The sequence below is a fragment of the Microbacterium galbum genome (assembly GCF_032464915.1).
Lineage (GTDB): Bacteria > Actinomycetota > Actinomycetes > Actinomycetales > Microbacteriaceae > Microbacterium > Microbacterium galbum.
Map to the genome: position 1 here is coordinate 1,230,978 of NZ_JAWDIS010000001.1, position 17,813 is coordinate 1,248,790.

The 17,813-nt window shown below is 70.4% G+C and carries 14 protein-coding genes; 10 read left to right on the forward strand and 4 right to left on the reverse strand.

Annotated elements, in window-relative coordinates; translation table 11 throughout:
• Window positions 1–21: 21 nt before the first annotated feature.
• Window positions 22–513 carry a MarR family winged helix-turn-helix transcriptional regulator gene (locus tag RWH45_RS05780; protein WP_315993926.1) on the reverse strand — a complete coding sequence of 164 codons (492 nt, stop codon included), beginning with the start codon at window positions 511–513 and terminating at the stop codon, window positions 22–24.
• Window positions 514–577: 64 nt separating this feature from the next.
• On the opposite strand from RWH45_RS05780, the gene RWH45_RS05785 reads away from it, so the two are divergent.
• Entirely contained in the window at window positions 578–1,801 is a 1,224-nt protein-coding gene (locus tag RWH45_RS05785; protein ID WP_315993927.1) for an FAD-dependent monooxygenase, read from the forward strand.
• Between the two features lie 127 nt (window positions 1,802–1,928).
• Here RWH45_RS05785 and RWH45_RS05790 read toward each other — a convergent pair whose 3' ends face one another.
• Window positions 1,929–2,453, reverse strand: coding sequence for an adenine phosphoribosyltransferase (locus tag RWH45_RS05790; RefSeq protein WP_315993928.1), 525 nt, complete (start codon window positions 2,451–2,453; stop codon window positions 1,929–1,931).
• Window positions 2,454–2,643: 190 nt separating this feature from the next.
• Here RWH45_RS05790 and RWH45_RS05795 point away from each other — a divergent pair, with 190 nt between their 5' ends.
• Window positions 2,644–4,323 (forward strand): glycoside hydrolase family 13 protein, encoded by a 1,680-nt coding sequence (locus RWH45_RS05795; RefSeq protein ID WP_315993929.1) that lies wholly within the window; start codon window positions 2,644–2,646, stop codon window positions 4,321–4,323.
• 37 nt (window positions 4,324–4,360) lie between these two features.
• Window positions 4,361–5,362, forward strand: a complete 1,002-nt coding sequence (locus RWH45_RS05800) for a LacI family DNA-binding transcriptional regulator (protein ID WP_315993930.1) — start codon at window positions 4,361–4,363, stop codon at window positions 5,360–5,362.
• Between the two features lie 28 nt (window positions 5,363–5,390).
• Here the strand turns inward: RWH45_RS05800 and RWH45_RS05805 are convergent, their stop codons facing one another.
• Complete coding sequence (locus RWH45_RS05805) at window positions 5,391–6,725, reverse strand: DUF4190 domain-containing protein (RefSeq protein WP_315993931.1); 1,335 nt, start codon at window positions 6,723–6,725, stop codon at window positions 5,391–5,393.
• Window positions 6,726–7,170: 445 nt separating this feature from the next.
• Between RWH45_RS05805 and RWH45_RS05810 the strand changes: the two genes are divergently transcribed.
• The 6 genes from RWH45_RS05810 (at window position 7,171) to RWH45_RS05835 (ending at window position 15,047) form a co-directional block, all read left to right on the forward strand.
• Window positions 7,171–8,196, forward strand: coding sequence for a LacI family DNA-binding transcriptional regulator (locus tag RWH45_RS05810; RefSeq protein WP_315993932.1), 1,026 nt, complete (start codon window positions 7,171–7,173; stop codon window positions 8,194–8,196).
• A gap of 93 nt (window positions 8,197–8,289) precedes the next feature.
• On the forward strand, window positions 8,290–9,579 hold the full coding sequence (locus RWH45_RS05815; protein WP_315993933.1) for an ABC transporter substrate-binding protein: 1,290 nt from the start codon (window positions 8,290–8,292) through the stop codon (window positions 9,577–9,579).
• A 68-nt stretch (window positions 9,580–9,647) separates the two neighbouring features.
• Window positions 9,648–10,532, forward strand: a complete 885-nt coding sequence (locus RWH45_RS05820) for a carbohydrate ABC transporter permease (protein WP_315993934.1) — start codon at window positions 9,648–9,650, stop codon at window positions 10,530–10,532.
• Window positions 10,533–10,537: 5 nt separating this feature from the next.
• Entirely contained in the window at window positions 10,538–11,434 is an 897-nt protein-coding gene (locus RWH45_RS05825) for a carbohydrate ABC transporter permease (RefSeq protein ID WP_315993935.1), read from the forward strand.
• Window positions 11,431–12,471 carry an NAD(P)-dependent alcohol dehydrogenase gene (locus RWH45_RS05830; RefSeq protein ID WP_315993936.1) on the forward strand — a complete coding sequence of 347 codons (1,041 nt, stop codon included), beginning with the start codon at window positions 11,431–11,433 and terminating at the stop codon, window positions 12,469–12,471. Before RWH45_RS05825 ends, RWH45_RS05830 begins: the two co-directional genes overlap by 4 nt.
• On the forward strand, window positions 12,468–15,047 hold the full coding sequence (locus tag RWH45_RS05835; RefSeq protein WP_315993937.1) for a family 78 glycoside hydrolase catalytic domain: 2,580 nt from the start codon (window positions 12,468–12,470) through the stop codon (window positions 15,045–15,047). The genes RWH45_RS05830 and RWH45_RS05835 overlap by 4 nt, the downstream gene beginning before the upstream one ends.
• Before the next feature lie 34 nt (window positions 15,048–15,081).
• On the opposite strand, the gene RWH45_RS05840 is transcribed toward RWH45_RS05835, so the two are convergent.
• Window positions 15,082–16,275 carry an NAD(P)/FAD-dependent oxidoreductase gene (locus RWH45_RS05840; RefSeq protein ID WP_315993938.1) on the reverse strand — a complete coding sequence of 398 codons (1,194 nt, stop codon included), beginning with the start codon at window positions 16,273–16,275 and terminating at the stop codon, window positions 15,082–15,084.
• A gap of 208 nt (window positions 16,276–16,483) precedes the next feature.
• Here RWH45_RS05840 and RWH45_RS05845 point away from each other — a divergent pair, with 208 nt between their 5' ends.
• Window positions 16,484–17,698: an amidohydrolase gene (locus tag RWH45_RS05845; RefSeq protein ID WP_315993939.1), complete on the forward strand. Its 1,215-nt coding sequence runs from the start codon at window positions 16,484–16,486 to the stop codon at window positions 17,696–17,698.
• Window positions 17,699–17,813 lie beyond the last annotated feature (115 nt).

Here is a 17,813-nt window from a genome sequence, read left to right on the forward strand (position 1 = left end):
GCGCAGCAGAGACGGCCGCGCTCAGCCCGCGCGCAATCGTGTGTTCGCGGCCCCCGACGCCGAGGTCATGCGGTCCAGGAACGCGCGCACCACACGCAGTTCCTCGGCAGGGGTGTCGCGCACGGCGGCGGCGATCTCCGTTCCGGCCGCGTCCAGGAAATCCGCCGTCCCCGCCCTCGCCGCCGACGTCGGACGCAGGTTCACGCGCCGACGGTCGGCGTCGCCACGGTGCCTCTCGACGTGCCCGGCCCGTTCGAGACGGTCGATCAGCACCGACACGGCCCCGGAGGTCATCCCGATCTGCCGCGCCAGCTCAGCGGGCGACAGCGGGTGCCCCGACTGCTCAGCCCACACGATGCGGCCGAGTGCGTCGGCATCCGTCACAGGGAGCGCCATCCACGCCGAGAGGTGGCGGTGCAGCTCCTCGGAGGCCAGCGACCAGTCACGCAGGCCGTGCATGACGGCGACCTCGTCTGTCGACCACGAGGTGGAGAGCGCATCGGATCCGGTCACGCAATGACTTTACAGTCAAGTGACTTTGCCGTAAAGCTTTCTCTACCGACCTCGAGGAGTTCCCATGACCGCCCCGCATGCCCTTGTCTCCGGCGCGAGCATCGCCGGCCTGTCCGCAACCTGGTGGCTGCGCCGCATCGGGTGGAAGGTGACGCTGATCGAGAAGTCGACGTCGTTCCGCGACGGAGGCCAGAACGTCGACGTCCGCGGGGTCGCGAAAGACGTGCTCGAGCGCATGGGACTCACCGACGCCATCCGCGCGAAGAACACGACCGAGACGGGGACGGTGATCGTCGACGCGAGAGGCGAGGTCATCGGTGAGCTCCCCTCGAACGGAGCCGACGGGGCGACGGCCGAACTCGAGGTGCTGCGCGGCGACTTCGCGCGCACGATCCTCGACGCCCTCCCCGTCGGCACGCCCGTCGTCTACGGAGCGTCGATCGCCGAGGTCGATGAGACCGACGAGCATCGGGTGGTCGTGACCATCGACGACGGGCAGCGGCTCGAGGCCGACCTCCTCGTGGTCGCCGAGGGGGTGCGCTCGAGCACTCGCGACCTCCTCTTCGCGTCGACCGAGATCGACGCCCGCCCCCTCGGGGTGACGATGGCGTTCGGCACGATCCCCCGCACGCCCGACGACGACGACCGCTGGCGCTGGTACAACGCCGTCGAGGGCCGGCAGGTGCACCTGCGTCCCGACCCCCACGGCACCACCCGGGCGATCCTCGCCTACGCCGGCGACGATCACCTCGCCTCCCGCGACCGCGAGGAGGCCCTGCGCGTACTGCGCGAGCGGTACGCCGACGCGGGCTGGCAGGCTCCGCGCGTGCTCGACGGCTTCGACGACTCCGACGACGTCTACATCGACGAGCTGACGCAGATCCGCATGCCCGGATGGCACCGCGGGCGTGTGTGCGTCATCGGCGACGCGGCGTGGTGCGTCACACCGATGGGCGGCGGGGGCGCGTCGCTCGCGCTGACCGGCGGTTACGTGCTCGCGGCATTCCTCTCGCAGATCGAGGGGCGACCGGGCCGCGACGCTCTCGACGACGCACTGGAGCAGATGGACGCCTGGATGCGACCGCTCGTCGACCGCATCCAGGGCATCCCCCGCGGGATGCTGCGCTTCGCCTACCCGCGCACCCGGTTCGGGCTGGCCGCGCGCGCCGTGATCACCAAGGTGATGACCGCTCCGCCCCTGTCGCACGTGACCGCGACGTTCACGGAGGTCGCCGATGCCGAGCAGCCGCTCCCCGACCTTCTCACGCGGAGTGCCGCGCACGAATGACGGTGGCGCCGCGGGCAGGCGCGCCAGGAGTCGACCCGTGGTGACCTCGCCACGTCGGCGTGCACCGTCGGACGCCGCGGTGAGCCGGATCTCCGTGCCGCGTCTCAGACGCGGAGAACGCAGCCGTTCAGACGCGGAAGACCGCGTGCACGTCGTCGCCGAGCACGTCGCGGCCACCGAGGCCGTCGATCTCGAGCAGCGTCGCGATCCCGACGACCTCGCTGCCCACCGCCTCGAGCAGGTCGCGCCCGGCGCGCAGGGTTCCGCCGGTCGCGAGCACGTCGTCGAGAAGCAGGACGCGCGCGCCCGCGGCGTTGTCGTCGTGCATCTCGATCTGCGCCGAGCCGTACTCGAGGTCGTACGACATCGTCGCCGCGGGGCGCGGCAGCTTGCCCGCCTTGCGGATCGGCATGAGACCCACGTTCGCGGCGATCGCGGCGGCGCCGGCGAGCAGGAACCCGCGCGCCTCGACCCCCGCGACAGCGTCGAAGCGGCCCGCGAAGGGCTCGATGAGCGCCTCGACGACGGTCCGCAGGGCTGCGGCATCCGTCAGCAGCGGGGTGATGTCGCGGAAGACGATGCCCGGCTTCGGGTAGTCGGGGATGCTGGTGATCAGCGATTCAGCGCGGGAGAGGGCGGAGGCGTCGGGCACCGCCCCAGCCTAATCGCGGCTCTCCCCTGCCGCCCCCGCACTCTCCCCCGTCGAAAGTCCAGAACACGCCGCAGCAGCCCGCGCGATCACGGCGTGTTCTGGACACTCGACGCGGCGGAGGGGGGCGGGCGTACGAAGCGATGAGGGAGCGGTTGACGTGAGTGTAAGCGCTTGCAGTAACGTGGGGCGCATGACTTTCACGCAGGAGGGCGCGCGCGCCGATCTCGTCTCGGCCCCGGGCTCCGAGTGGTGGCGCACCGCCGTCATCTACCAGATCTACCCCCGCTCCTTCGCCGACGCCTCGGGCGACGGCCTGGGCGACCTGCCCGGTGTCACCGCGCACCTCGACGACCTGCGCGATCTGGGAGTGGATGCCATCTGGCTCAGCCCCTTCCAGACCTCACCGCAGAAGGACGCGGGCTACGACGTCGCCGACTACCGCGATGTCGACCCGATCTTCGGCACCCTGGCCGACTTCGACGCGATGCTCGCCGGGGCCCACGAGCGTGGCATCCGGGTCATCGTCGACCTCGTCCCCAACCACTCCAGCGATCAGCACGTGTGGTTCCAGCAGGCGCTCGAGGCTGCGCCCGGCAGCCCGGAGCGCGCGCGGTACATCTTCCGCGACGGCAAGGGGGAGAACGGCGAGCTGCCCCCCAACAACTGGGAGAGCGTGTTCGGCGGCGGCATGTGGAAGCGCGTGACCGAGGCCGACGGCACGCCCGGCCAGTGGTACCTGCACATCTTCGACGAGAGCCAGCCCGACTTCGACTGGACCAACGAGGAGGTGCGCGCGGAGTTCCGCGACGTGCTGCGGTTCTGGCTGGACCGCGGGGTCGACGGATTCCGCGTCGACGTGGCGCACGGCCTCATCAAGGCCGAGGGCCTGCCCGACTACAGCCCCGACCCCGAGGCGGGTTCCATGGGCGGCGACGCCGAGGAGGTCCCCTACTGGGGCCAGCCCGGTGTGCACGACGTCTGGCGGGAGTGGCACGAGGTGCTCGACGAGTACGACGGCGACCGTGCCCTCTGCGCCGAAGCCTGGTTGCCGACGGTGAAGCAGACCGCCCTGTGGGTGCGCCCCGACGAGATGCACCAGGCGTTCAACTTCCACTACCTCGAGACGAAGTGGGATGCCGCCGCCCTCCGCGACGTCATCACGGAGTCGCTCGACGAGTACGGCGCCGTCGGCGCCCCGAGCACGTGGGTGCTGTCGAACCACGACGTCGTGCGTCACGCCTCGCGCCTGGCACTGACGGCCGAGAACCCGCAGGGCGCCGGCATCGGCCCGGCCTCCCCCGGCCAGCCCGACCCGGTGAAGGGCCTGCGTCGCGCCCGCGCCGCCACGTCGCTCATGCTCGCACTGCCCGGCTCGTCGTACCTCTACCAGGGCGAGGAGCTCGGCCTGCCCGAGGTCATCGATCTGCCCGACGACGCCCGCCAGGACCCCACCTGGTTCCGCACGAACGGCGAGCGCTACGGCCGCGACGGATGCCGCGTGCCGCTGCCCTGGACGGCCGATGCGCCGGCATACGGGTTCAACGACACCGGTGCGTCGTGGCTGCCCCAGCCGGCCGAGTGGGCGGACCTCGCGTTCGACCAGCAGGTCGACGACCCCTCGTCGACGCTCACGCTCTACCGCTCGCTTCTCGCCGAGCGCCGCGCCCGCAACCTCGGCGCCGGAGACCTCGAGTGGGTCGACGGTCTCGGGGACGACGTCGTGGCGTTCCGCAACGGGTCGCTGCTCGTCGTCGCGAACCTGGGCGATGCCGCCGTCGAGCTGCCCGCCGGAGAGGTGCTGATCGCGAGCGGCCCCCTCGACGGCGACCGCCTGCCCGCCGACACGACCGTCTGGATCGCGGCGGCCTGAGCCGCGGCATCCACCGTTTCGGACGACGCACGAGACCGTGGTCGGCATCGACGACGTCGCCCGCGCGGCGGGAGTGTCGACGGCCACGGTCTCGCGCGCGTTGAGCGGGCGCGGCCCTGTCTCGGCCGCGGCGCGCGATCGCGTGGTCGCCGCGGCCGAAAGGCTCGGGTACGTGGCGTCGGCCGCCGCATCGAGCCTCGCCTCGGGGCGCACGCGAGCGGTCGGAGTGGTCGTGCCCTTCCTCGACCGGTGGTTCTTCAGCACCGTGCTGGCGGGCATCTCCGACGCCCTCGTGCGCCAGGGCTACGACATCACGCTCTACAGCGTCAGCGCCGACCCCGCCGAACGCCGCCGCGTCTTCGACGACCACCTGCGCCGCCGCCGGATCGACGCGGTCATCACGATCGCCCTCGAGCTGGATGCCGAGGAGTCGGCGTCGCTGCGCGGCCTCGGCGTCCCGATCGTCGCGATCGCCGGACCCAACCCCCTGCTGACCACCCTGACCGTCGACGACCTGGCCGTCGGTCGCCTCGCGACCACGCACCTGCTCGAGTTGGGGCACCGCCGCCTCGCGCACATCGGCGCGGATGCCGTCATCGACGCCGGATCCACCGTGCCGTCGTTGCGTCGACGCGGCTTCGAGGAGGTGCTCGCCGAGGCCGGGATCACCGACGCCCGCGTCGAGCCGGCCGACTTCACCATCGAGGGCGGGTCGGCGGCAGCAGCGCGCGCCCTCGAGGCCGCCGATGCACCGACAGCGGTGTTCGCGGCATCCGACGAGATGGCCATCGGCGCGATCCTCGCGGCGCGCGAACGCGGGCTGCGCGTGCCCGAGGACGTCTCGATCATCGGCGTCGACGGACATGAGCTCGGCCGCTGGTTCGGGTTGACCACGGTCGACCAGTTCGCGCGGGGCCAGGGCGAACGCGCCGCGGACGCCGTGCTCGCCGAGCTCGAGGGCGCCGAGCCGGCCCGCGGTCGCGGAACGCTGCCGTTCGAGCTGGTCGACCGCGGCTCGACCGCCGCTCCGTCTCGGTGACGCAGCGGCCGGGCCGCGGACGACGCGTTCAGCGCGCGGAGCCCCGCAGCGATCCGGTGGTCTGATCCACCTCGGGGTCGTAGAGCATGCAGGAGATCTCGCGGTCGCCCTCGGCCCAGGTCTCCGCGGTCGGCGAGACGTACGTGTAGGCGAGCGTCGACTGCTCCCACGGAACACCGACGTAGTCGGGGTAGACGGCGTCGCAGCCCTCGTAAGCCGACGACTCGATCGCGTCGTCACCGGGGAAGGCGCCGTCGGCGAGGAAGAAGCCGCCGAAGACTTCGTAGGTGTGCGGCTGGGCGCAGTCGACCAGGTTGGAGGGCGAGATGAAGCCGCTGGGGATGTCGTCGAGGCACGCCCCCACGGGCAGCGTGTACGCACCACCGGGCGCCTGCTCGCTCGGGCCGATCGTCACCCCTCCGTCGCCCGGTTCGGCGGGCAGCTCGAAGGGATCGCTCGAGGAGGACGCGACGCCGGCACCGAAGATCGCGATGAGCACGAGCGCGAAGATCGCGACGATCGAGAGCACCGTGATGACGCCGCCCGCGATGATCCCGCCGATCGCGAGGCCACGGCCCTTCTCGCCGGTGCGCTTGATCTGGGCGAGGGCGACGGCCCCGGCGATGATCCCGCCGATCGGCAGCACGAAGCCCATGATGATCGCGGCGATCGCCACGCCGTTCGTGCGTTCGGAGGTCCCGGATGCCGCGCCGGGGGCGTATGGCGACGTTCCGGCCCCGGAGGGCGAGGCTCCGGGCGCGTACGGCGTATCCGACGGCGCGGCCGCTCCCGGATAGCCGGGGTACCCGGAGGCACCGGGATATCCGCTCGGCGGTACCGGGGGCGCTCCGACGTACGGCGGGGCGGGGGCCGCGGGCTCTCCCTCGGCGGCCGGCGGCGCCGGAGCGACCGGCGCGGGCCACGCGGGGACGGACGCGGCCGGGGCATCACCGGGCGAAGGAGCCGCGGCATCCCCCGATCCGGTGGGGGCAGCCTCCGCAGCATCGACGAGAAGCCCCTGAGACGCGAGGCGCCGGCCCGCGAGATGCGCGGCTTCGCGAACGACGTCGCCCGCCTTGGCGGCGCCGATCGCCCCACCCTTGAGGAACCCGCCGGCGGTCGAGTGCTCGAATGACGCGAGCGCACCCTCGGCTGTCTCGGCGAGGTGCACGTCGAACCGGACGTGCATGTCATGCCCGGCGAACGCGCCCGCGACGAGCGTCGTGCCCAGGCTGCCGCGCGAGACGTCGAGCGATCCGCCCGGGGTCGGCTGCACCGTGAAGCCCTGCTCGGTGAGAGCCGCGGCGACGGCGTCGCGGGCACGGTCGACGGGCAGGGTGAGACGAAGCTCGGCGGTGGCCATGGGTGCTCCCGGGTGTCGCGCGCCGCGAGACTCACAGCGCGCGTCCAGGTTAGACCCGTCGTGCGGGGTGACACCCCTGCCGGGCCGCGCGAGTGCGGGATGCACCGCTCACGGACCATCGCGCCGCACGCGTCGACCCCTCCGTGCGACCGCGGCCCGCTCGCCGGTCACCGCCGCGTCTCCGCATCGCTCGCGAGGATCACCCGCGCGCGCCGCTCGCGGGGCGACGCGAATAGTCCGCGGACCGTCAGCCCCGTGGTGGCCGACCTCCGTGGATCGGGTTCCGCGGATATCGCGGCTTGTCCTCGAGGATCGCCACGGAGGCGTCGAGCGCTCCGGTCCGCGTTGAAGCGCATCAAATCCATCGCGCCGATCGGTTAGCATCCATCTCAGAGTCACGGCGGTCGAAGGGGGCGTGGTGCAGCACACGAGGCGAACGCCGAGCATGTCGGATGTCGCGCGCGCTGCCGGGGTGGCGCTGGGCACCGTGTCGAACGTCTTGAACCACCCCGACAAGGTCGCCCCCGCCACATTGGAGAGGGTGCAGGGGGCGATCGAGCAACTGGGTTTCGTGCGCAACACGAACGCCCAGCAACTCGCCGCGGGACGATCGCGCAGCATCGGACTGGTCGTGATCGACATCAGCAACTCGCTCTTCGTCGACATCGCGCGCGGCGCACAACGGTACGCGTCGGAGCTCGGCATGAACGTCCTGATGGCCAACAGCGACAACAGGGCAGACCAGCAGCGAGCGGATCTCGACTTCTTCGACGGAGCTCGAGTGGGGGGGATCCTGCTCGCTCCGATGGAGGACGCCGGAGAGGACGTCGCGCGCATCCGCACCCACGGTCGGCCGACCGTGGTCCTGAACTTCGATACGGGGCGCAACGACTGCTGCCAGGTCCTCGTCGACAACGAGGAGGTCGGCTACCTCGCGGCGCGACATCTCATCGACAACGGACGCACCCGCTTGGCGTTCGTCGGCGGTCGAGACTATCTGCAGCCCGTCGCGCTTCGGCGCCGCGGGGTGAGGCGCGCCGTCGCCGAGGAGGGCGGGCGCGTCACCCTGCAGGAGGTCCCGACGGAGAACCTCGATCCGCCGGGAGGGTTGCGGGCGGCCGAGGGACTCGTGGAGGACGTCCGTCGCGGCAGTCTCGACGGCGTCATCGCCGTCACGGACCTGTTGGCGATGGCGATCATCCAGGTCTTCGGCGCCCGGGGCGTCGAGGTGCCGAGAGACGTGGCGGTGATGGGGTGCGACCACAACTCCGCCGCCTGGGGCGGCATGATCCCGCTCACATCCGTTCAGATGAAGGGTCTCGACATGGGGCGCGAGGGACTGCGCCTGCTCCTCGCCGAGATCGATGAGGACCCTGCTGAGCACCGACATGTCACCACGATGCTGCGCCCCGAGTTGGTCGTGCGCGAAAGCACCGTCGGGCGCGAGCGGGCCACGCCACTCCGAGACTGAAGCGTTTCAAAAATGAGTTGACGCGTCTTCAGCACCCATGCATAATCCTCTTGAAGCGCTTCAATGATCGAGGCGCATTTTCAAGGAGGAAAAGTGTCCACAGCATTCCCGCGCTCGCGCCGCATGGTCGCGATCACCTCGCTCGGTGCCGCCGGGCTCCTCGCCCTCACCGCGTGCGCCGGCGGCGGGTCGGCGGGTGCGACATCGTTCTCGTTCCTGGTCAACCAGGAGAACACGACCATTCCCGAGCTGCTCACCAGCTTGAGCACCGACCAGTGCAAGGCCGAGAACGACGCCCAGCCGCTTCAGGTCGAGACGGTGCCGCAGACGCAGCTGGACCAGAAGCTGCAGCTGCTCGCCGGCCAGAACGCCCTTCCGGCGCAGTACGCGGCGGGCAACGCCCCCGCCTTGACCAAGGAGCTCGCCCAGGGCGGTCAGGTCCTCGACCTCGACAAGACCTTGACCGACCTCGGGGTCATCGACCAGATCGAGCCGGCCGCCATCTCGACCATCGAGCAGCTCTACGGCGGATTCAACGTGCTGCCGTACCAGTACAACATCGAGGGCGTCTGGTACAACAAGCAGCTGCTCGCCGATAACGGCATCGATGTGCCGAGCACCTGGGACGAGCTCTCCGCCGGCGCAGCGAAGCTGCAAGCCGCAGGCGTGCAGCCTTTCTCCGCGTCCGGCGAGCAGGGGTGGCCCATCACCCGCCTGATCAGCGGCTACATCTTCCGCGACCTCGGCCCGGACGCCCTGCAGAAGGTCGCTGACGGTGACGCCAAGCTCACCGATCCCGAGTACGTCGCGGCCGCTCAGGCCGTCGCCGACCTCGGCGCCAACGGGTACTTCGGTCAGGGCGTGGGGTCGATCGACTACGACACGGCCTTCAACACCTTCCTGACCGGGAAGGCCGCCTTCTTCTACATGGGCAGCTGGGCATTGGCGAACTTCGCCGACGAGTCGGCGAACCAGATCGGCTCCGACAACATCGGCTTCATGCCGTTCCCCGACGTCGCAGGCGGTGCGGGCGACTCGAGCCAGACCCCGGCGAACGTCGGACTCCCGATGGCCCTGTCGGCGAAGGCGTACACCGACGACACCGGCAAGTGGCTGACGTGCATCGCGAACAACTACGGTGCGCAGTCGCTCTCCGAGGCCGATACGATCTCCGGCTTCAAGGTCAATGGCGACGTGCAGGTCGACGACCTCACCGCGCTCGTCCAGGACCGCATCGCATCGACGCAGGAGTCGGTTCTGTGGTTCGAGGCCCTCTTCAACGCCAAGGCCACGGAGACGAGCCAGAAGAACGCCGCTCAGCTGGTCACGGGCGCCATCTCGCCGCAGGACTTCATGAGCCTGGTCCAGGCAGACCTGGGCTGACCCTCGGGGAGGCGAGGGCCGTTGCGAACGGTCCTCGCCTCCGCCATCGATGCGAAGGAACATCCGCTATGCACAAGGTCCTCGGCGATAAGAGGGCGATCGCGCTGCTGCTCGGCCCGGCGCTGGTCGTCTACTCCCTCGTCATGCTCATCCCCGTGGTGTGGTCGTTGGGCTACACCCTCTTCGAGGGGAATGCGATCTCGGGCTTCGAGTACGTGGGCGTGGAGAACCTCGCACGCCTGTTCAGCGACCCGCGCGTGGGCGAGGCGCTCCGCTTCACCCTTCTCTACGCCGTGATCATCACCGCCGGCCAGGTGCTGCTCGGCTATCTCCTGGCGCTGTTCTACGTGTTCGTCCTGCGCAACCGCGGCAGTGTCGTGCGTACGCTCGTCTTCTTCCCCGTGATCATCCCGACCGTGGCCGTCGCGCTGATGTTCCAGAAGCTGTTCGAGGTCGCACCGCAGACCGGTCCCGTCAACGGCATCCTGAACATGTTCGGAGTCGAGTCGATCGACTGGTTCGGAAGCCCGGTCAGCGCGATCGTCGTGCTCGTGATCATGGACCTCTGGCGCTCGATGGGCTTCTATGCGGTGCTGCTGTACACCGGCCTTCTCGACATCCCCGACGACATCATGGAGTCCGCCCGTCTGGACGGGGCCACCGGATTTCGTCTCGTCCGCAGCATCGTCTTGCCCCTGTCACTGCCCGTGCTGCTGTCGTCGATCATCTTCTCCATCAACGGCACGCTCAAGGTGTTCGATTCGATCGTCGCGCTGACCAACGGCGGGCCGGGCACGGCCACCACGCCGCTGACCCTCTACATGTTCCAGACGTCGTTCAGCTACGGCGAGTACGGCTACGGCGCGTCCATCGCGCTTCTGCTGACGATGCTCTGCCTGATCGTGACCGTCTTCATCTTCCGGTCGTCGCGACGCGACGTCACGAAGGGCTGATCTCCATGTCCACCGCCACCTTGCCCCAGACCCCGACTTCCGTCGAGCGCGACCGTCGCCGCCCGCCGGTGCGCCGCGCGTCACTGCGACGTCTTCCCGGAACGCTCCTCATCGCGCTTCTCGTCGCGATCGAGGTGCTGCCCCTGCTCTGGCTGCTCATGAACTCCTTTAAGAGCCAGGACGAGTTCCTCAATGCGCCCACCTGGGCCCTTCCTCGGGCACTGAACTTCCAGAATTACGCCGACGCCTGGGTGACCGGCAACATCGGCCATTACCTCCTCAACAGCGTGCTCGCGGTCTTCCCCGCGTTGTTCCTCATGCTCGTGCTGGGCGTCGCCGCCGGATTCGTGCTGGAGGTCATGGTGTTCCGAGGGCGGGGCGGCATCCTGCTCCTCTTCCTCGCAGGGATCATGGTCCCGGGTCAGATGATCCTCCTCCCGCTGTTCTCCGTGTACTTCCAGGCAGGCCTCACGGGCTCGCTGTGGCCGCTCATCATCACCTACACCGCCACCGGGCTCCCCCTGACGGTGTTCATGATGGCGACGTACTTCCGAGCCATCCCGCGCGAGGTCTTCGAGGCATCGACGCTGGACGGCGCATCGATCTTCCGCTCGTTCCGCGCGGTCGCCCTGCCGATGGCGCGTAACTCGATCGTGACCGTCGGCTTGGTGCAGTTCTTCTTCTTCTGGAACGACCTGCTCATCGCCCTGACGTTCACCAACTCTTCGCAGCTCCGAACGGTGCAGGTGGGCCTGCTCAACTTCACGGGGCAGTTCGGCGCCACCCAGTACGGTCCGCTCTTCGCCGCCATCTGCATCAACGTCTTCGGCATCCTGGCGATCTATCTCGTTCTCAACCAGCGCATCATGGCGGGCCTCGCGAGCGGGGCGGTCAAGGGGTGAGCGCGGCGCAGCCCGTGCACGCCGCCGTCATGACGGCGGTCGAGAAGACCGTCGTGGAGACGCGTACGATCGCACCGCTCGAGGCGAGCGAGGTGCTCGTCGAAGTCCGATCGGTCGGCGTCTGCGGGTCGGATGTGCACTGGTACCGCGACGGCCGCATCGGCAGCACCGTCGTATCGGCGCCCCTGATCCTCGGCCACGAGGCGTCGGGCGTCATCGTGAAGGTGGGAGAGGGCGTTCCACGGAATCGGATCGGTAGCCGCGTGGCACTCGAACCGGGCGTTCCCTGCGGGCGGTGCGCCCTGTGCAGAGCGGGACGCTACAACCTGTGTCCCGACGTGCAGTTCTTCGCGACGCCACCGGTGGATGGCGCCTTCGCCACCCATGTGGTGACCCACTCGGACTTCGCCCACGATGTCCCCGACAGCCTGGACGACGACGAGGCGGCCCTGATCGAGCCACTCGCCGTGGCGATGTGGGCGGTCGGCAAGGCGTCGGTCACCGTGGGGGACCGCGTTCTGGTCAGCGGCGCGGGCCCGATCGGACTCCTCGTCCTCCAGGTCGCCCGGGCGGCGGGTGCCGACGTGAGCGTCAGCGACGTGGCCGGCGATCGCCTCGTCGCCGCGATGCAGGCGGGCGCGACCGACACCATCGACGTGAGTGCCGACGAGCTCCCCCCGGGCTTCACGGTGCTCATCGAGTGCTCAGGCGTCGGTGCGGCGATCAGCACGGGGCTGGCCGCCCTCGGTCCCGCCGGTCGCGCCGTTCTCGTGGGCATGTCGCCCGACGGGCAGACGTCCGTTCCCCTCGACGTCATCCAGTCCCGCGAGATCACCCTCACCGGGACGTTCCGCTACGCGCACCAATATCCGGACGCCATCGCACTGGCGGCGAGCGGACGCATCGATCTGCGCCGGCTCGTCACCAGCGTCCATCCGCTCAGCGATGTGCACAACGCGCTCATGCTGCCGGGCCGCGATCCGTCCGCCCTCAAACCCATGGTCCACCCCCAGCAGGATGAGAATCCCCCCGCATGATCCAGGTATCCCCCGTCACGTTCGAGCACCTGCCGCGCGCCCTCGGCATCGGTGTCGCCGCACCCCGCCTGTCGTGGAAGACCACGGCTCCCGCCGGATGGCGCCAGCGCGCGTACGAGGTCGCTCTGTCCGCGGACGGGCGAGTCGAGACCACCGCTCTCATCGCCGACACCGACTCCGTGCTGGTCACCTGGCCGTTCTCCCCACTGACGTCGCGGGAGCGGGCCGAGGTGAGCGTGCGCGTGCACGGTGAGGACGGTTCGACGTCGGAGTGGTCGACACCCGCCCCCGTCGAGGCGGGGCTCCTGCGCGAAGGCGATTGGATCGCGTCGGTCGTGGGTCCCGACTGGGCGGAGGACGCGGAGGCCCTGCGGCGCCCGCCTCGCGTCCGCCGCGCCTTCGACCTCGTCGGTCCGATCGCACGCGCGCGGTTGTACGCGAGCGCGCACGGCCTGTACGAGGTCGAGATCAACGGCGTCCGCGTCGGCGACGACGCGTTGTCCCCCGGGTGGACCGTGTACGGCGAGCGGCTGAGGTACTACACCTACGACGTGACCGAGCACCTCGTCTCCGGGCGCAACACCGTGGGGTCGTGGCTGGCCGACGGGTGGTACCGCGGCCGGCTGGGCTTCCATGGCGGATACCCGAACCTCTACGGCAGCGACATCGGTCTCATCGCCCAGCTGGAGATCGAATACGCCGACGGCAGCCGCGTCGTCGTCGCGACGGATGACGCCTGGGAGGTCGCGGCGAGCCCGATCGTCACCACCGGTCTCTACGAGGGCGAGCGGTACGACTCCCGTCTGCAGCAGGACGAATGGGCGGGCGCCGCCGACCCGTCGTGGAGGCCCGCGAGGGCGCTCCCGGTCGATCATCGAACGCTCGTCGCGCCCGAGGGCGCACCCGTGCGGTGCACCGAGGAGCTCGCTCCCGTCTCCGTCGTCCGGGGCGCGTCCGGAGGCTGGATCCTCGACTTCGGGCAGAACATCTCCGGTCGGCTGCGCCTGCGCGTGCACGCCGAGTCCGGGCGGGAGATCACACTCCGCCATGCCGAGGTCCTCCAGGACGGCGAGTTGTACACGCGACCCCTTCGGGGCGCGGCGGCGACGGATGTGCTGATCACGGACGGCTCGCCGCTCGAGTGGGAGCCTCGTTTCACCATTCACGGGTTCCGTTACGCCGAGATCGACGGGTGGCCGGGCGAGATCGCGCCCGGCGCGGTCGTCGCCCGGGTCTACCACACCGACATGGAGCGCACGGGCTGGTTCGAGTCGTCGGACCCGCTCCTCAACCGCCTGCACGAGAACGTCCGATGGTCGATGCGCGATAACTTCGTCGACATCCCCACGGATTGTCCGCAGCGCGACGAACGGCTGGGGTGGACCGGCGACCTGCAGGTGTTCGCCCCCGCGGCGTCATACCTCTACGACTGCTCGGGAATGCTCCGGTCGTGGCTGCGTGACGTCGCGGTCGAGCAGCTCCCCGACGGGACGGTGCCCTGGTACGTCCCCGTCATCCCCGGAGGAGACGAGTGGACGCCGATCCGCCCGGGTGCGGCATGGGGCGACGTCGCGGTCCTGACCCCGTGGACCCTTTATCGCCAGTTCGGCGACGCGCAGATCCTTCGGGAGCAGTACGACTCGGCCCGCAGGTGGGTGGATCTGGTGGCTCGGCTCGCCGGGCCGGATCGGTTGTGGAACACCGGTTTCCAGCTGGGCGACTGGCTCGACCCGGCGGCACCGCCGCACGACCCCGCAGACGCCACCACGGATCGCTACCTCGTGGCGACCGCTTACTTCGCGTGGTCGAGCCGTCATCTCGCGAAGATGGCGGAGGTGCTCGACAAGGTCGATGACGCGCGCACGTACGCGCGCCTGGCGGCCGAGGTGAAGGCAGCGTTCCGTCGCGAGTACGTGGCCGCCTCGGGCCTCCTGACCAGCGACGCCCAAACCGCCTATGCGCTCGCGATCGAGTTCGACCTGGCCGAGGGCGAAGAGGAGGTCGCCCGTTGGGGAGAGCGGTTGGCGACGTTGGTGCGCCAGGGAGGGAACCGGATCGCCACCGGCTTCGCCGGAACACCGCTGATCACCGACGCGCTGACGCACTCGGGGCATCTCGACGCCGCGTACGACCTCCTGTTCGAGCGCGAATGCCCCTCGTGGATGTACACGGTCCTCTCCGGAGGAACGACGACCTGGGAACGCTGGGACAGCCTGCTCCCCGACGGGACGGTGAACCCGGGCGGGATGACGTCGTTCAATCACTTCGCCCTGGGCGCGGTGGCCGACTGGATCCACCGCACCGTCGGAGGTCTGGCTCCGATCGACCCCGGCTACCGCCGGATCGCCTTCCGGCCCCAGCCGGGCGGCGGTCTCACCTTCGCGCGCGCAGCCCACGAGACGCCCTACGGGCGGGCCTCGATCGCGTGGCACGTCGACGAGGGCGAGCTCCACGTGGACGTCGCGGTCCCGACCGGAACGACGGGAGTCGTCGCACTGCCGGGGGGCGAGACGTTCGAGGTCGGATCCGGAGTGCACACGTACACCGTGGCCGCGCACGTGCCGGCACCGGTGTGACGCTGCCCGTCGGCGCCGCCGCGGCTCAGACGGGTCAGCGGATGCGGCCCACCAGGTCGTCGCGCGTCAGGGTGTCGGCCTCCGCCAGCACCGCGCGGGCGGCATCCCGGGCCTCTTCGACGTTCCAGAGGAGCACGCCCACGACACGGTCGTCGTCGAGGTAGTAGACGACCCCGTGGTCGGTGTCGATCCAGTCCTCCACCGTCTCGAGCGACGAGTCCAGGGTTCCGACCGCCTCGTACCGGATGCCGAACACCGCCGAGTAGTAGTAGGGGGTGTGCGTGTACGGCTCGGCGGCGCCCGCCAGGTTGCGGCCTGCGGCCTTGCCCTGCTCGTTGGCGTTGTCGACGTGCTCGACCCGGCGACGCCCGAGCAGGCGGTCGGGGTAGCTCGCCACGTCGCCGGCGGCGTAGACGTCGTCGACCGAGGCGCGCAGTTGCGCATCCACGTGCACGCCGTCGTCGACCGCGAGGCCGGCCTTCTCGGCGAGGTCGGTGGCCACCTCGATGCCCAGACCGCTCACGACGGCGTCGGCGCGCACCTCGTCGCCGTTCTCGAGCCCGAGCGTGACGCCGTCGGCATCCGCCGATCCGCCCTCGACCTTGGATCCCGCGACGATCTCGACGCCCGCATCGCGGAACAGCGTCTCGAAACGCTCGGCGAGCGCCGCGGGGAAGACCGCGTCGCCCAGCACCGCACCCGTGTGGATGAGGACGGTGTCGACACCGTTCTGCACGAGGGCCGCCGCGAGCTCGGACCCGATGTACCCGCCGCCGACGACCGCGATGCGGTCGACGTCCTCGGCCAGGGCGCGAAGGCGCCGGTAGTCCTCCGCGGTGCGGAACGACAGCACCCGCTCGCCGTTCGATGCGTCGTCGACGGGGAGGGCGACGGGCTTCCCTCCCGTCGCGAGAAGGAGCTTGCCGTACGAGAAGGTCTCGCCGTCGGCATCCACCTCGTGCTCCTCGGGGCGGACCGCCGTGGCGCGCGTGCGCAGCCGGATGTCGGCGCCGGTGTCGGCGGCGGTGCCCAGCGGGACCTTGTCCCACGTGAACTCGTCATCGGTCCACAGCTTCTTGCTGAGGGCGGGGCGCGTGTACGGCTCGTCGATGTCGTCGCTCAGGATGCCGATCGATCCCTCGGCGTCGATCTCGCGGATGCCGCGCGCGGCGGTGTCGGCGACCATCCCGCCGCCGACGATGAGGTAGTCGAAGTGTGTCGTGGTCATGCGCTCAGCGTCCCCGCCCGACCTGACCGCACCGGACGGCTTGCGGGCGCGCGCGGCATCCGGTAGCGCCCGCCCCGGTCCGGCAGGAAGCAGGTCGAGTGTCCAGGACACGCCGCGTCTCGGACGCGCCTCGCGGCATGTCTCGGACACTCGATAGAAAGGGCGGCCGGGCGGGCGCGGGCGAGTGGTCGCGAACTAGGCTCGATCCATGAGCGTCGACCTCGAAAGCCTCTACACCGATCTGCACGCCCACCCGGAGCTGTCGTTCCAGGAGACGCGGACGGCGGGCGTCATCGCCCGCTACCTCGCCGACCTCGGCCTCGAGGTCGAAGAAGGCGTCGGGCGCACCGGTGTGGTCACCCGGATCGACAACGGCCCGGGCCCCGTCGTCTGGCTGCGCGCCGACATGGACGGTCTCCCCGTCGAGGAGCAGACCGGTCTCGCCTACGCCAGCACCGCCCGCGGCACCGATCCGGCGGGCAACGCCGTTCCGGTCATGCACGCGTGCGGTCACGACATTCACGTGACCGCCCTCATCGGGGCGCTCGAGCGGCTCGTCGCGACGACCGACGAGTGGTCGGGCACCGTCGTGGCGGTGTTCCAGCCCGCCGAGGAGTACGGCGCGGGCTCGCAGGCGATGATCGCCGACGGCGTGCTCGAGCGCTACCCGAAGCCCGACATCGTGCTCGGCCAACACGTCACGCCGCTGCCCGCGGGCGTCATCGGCGTGCGCCCGGGCACCCAGATGGCGGCATCCGACGGTCTCACCGTGGTGCTCCACGGCCGCGGTGGTCACGGCTCGCGCCCGCACTCCACGATCGACCCGGTCGTCATGGCCGCCGCCACCGTGATGCGCCTGCAGACCGTGGTCTCGCGCGAAGTCGACCCGCGCGACGTCGCCGTCGTGACGGTCGGTTCGATCCACGCGGGCCTGAAGAACAACATCATCCCGGCGGAGGCGAAGCTCGAGCTGAGCCTGCGCTACCCCGACGACGCGGCGCGCGAGCGCGTGATGGGCAAGGTCGAGCGGATCGTCCGCGCCGAGGCGGCGGCATCCGGAGCCGAGAAGGAACCCACCATTACCACCGACCACTCCCTGCCGCCCACCATCAACGACCCGGATGCCACCTCCCGCCTGACGGCCGCGTTCCGTCGGGCGTTCGGCGAGGCCGGCGTCGTCGACCCGGGCATGTTCACCGGGAGCGAGGACGTGTCATGGTTCGCCCGCGACTCGGGCGCGCCGCTGGTGTTCTGGTTCTGGGGCGGGGTGGACCCGCAGAAATTCGCGGATGCCGTGGCCGGCGGCACGATCGAGCGCGACATCCCGACGAACCACTCGCCCTTCTTCGCTCCGGTCATGCAGCCGACGATCGATCGCGGTGTCGAGAACCTCGTCGTCGCGGCGCGGGAGTTCCTGGACTGACGCGGGGCGCCGTGCGCGGGAGGGACCGACCCCGCGAGCGGCTCAGCCTCGGACGGCCGCGTCCCGACCCGGCGTGCGGATACGCGACGGGTCGGGGAGCGACCGTCCGCCCCGT

Bases quoted from the DNA above. Each gene is read 5' to 3' on its own strand.
- RWH45_RS05785 (WP_315993927.1), top strand. From the start codon at position 578: ATGACCGCCCCGCATGCCCTTGTCTCCGGCGCGAGCATCGCCGGCCTG.
- RWH45_RS05795 (WP_315993929.1), top strand. From the start codon at position 2,644: ATGACTTTCACGCAGGAGGGCGCGCGCGCCGATCTCGTCTCGGCCCCG.
- RWH45_RS05805 (WP_315993931.1), bottom strand. From the start codon at position 6,725: ATGGCCACCGCCGAGCTTCGTCTCACCCTGCCCGTCGACCGTGCCCGC.
- RWH45_RS05810 (WP_315993932.1), top strand. From the start codon at position 7,171: ATGTCGGATGTCGCGCGCGCTGCCGGGGTGGCGCTGGGCACCGTGTCG.
- RWH45_RS05820 (WP_315993934.1), top strand. From the start codon at position 9,648: ATGCACAAGGTCCTCGGCGATAAGAGGGCGATCGCGCTGCTGCTCGGC.
- RWH45_RS05825 (WP_315993935.1), top strand. From the start codon at position 10,538: ATGTCCACCGCCACCTTGCCCCAGACCCCGACTTCCGTCGAGCGCGAC.
- RWH45_RS05835 (WP_315993937.1), top strand. From the start codon at position 12,468: ATGATCCAGGTATCCCCCGTCACGTTCGAGCACCTGCCGCGCGCCCTC.
- RWH45_RS05840 (WP_315993938.1), bottom strand. From the start codon at position 16,275: ATGACCACGACACACTTCGACTACCTCATCGTCGGCGGCGGGATGGTC.
- RWH45_RS05845 (WP_315993939.1), top strand. From the start codon at position 16,484: ATGAGCGTCGACCTCGAAAGCCTCTACACCGATCTGCACGCCCACCCG.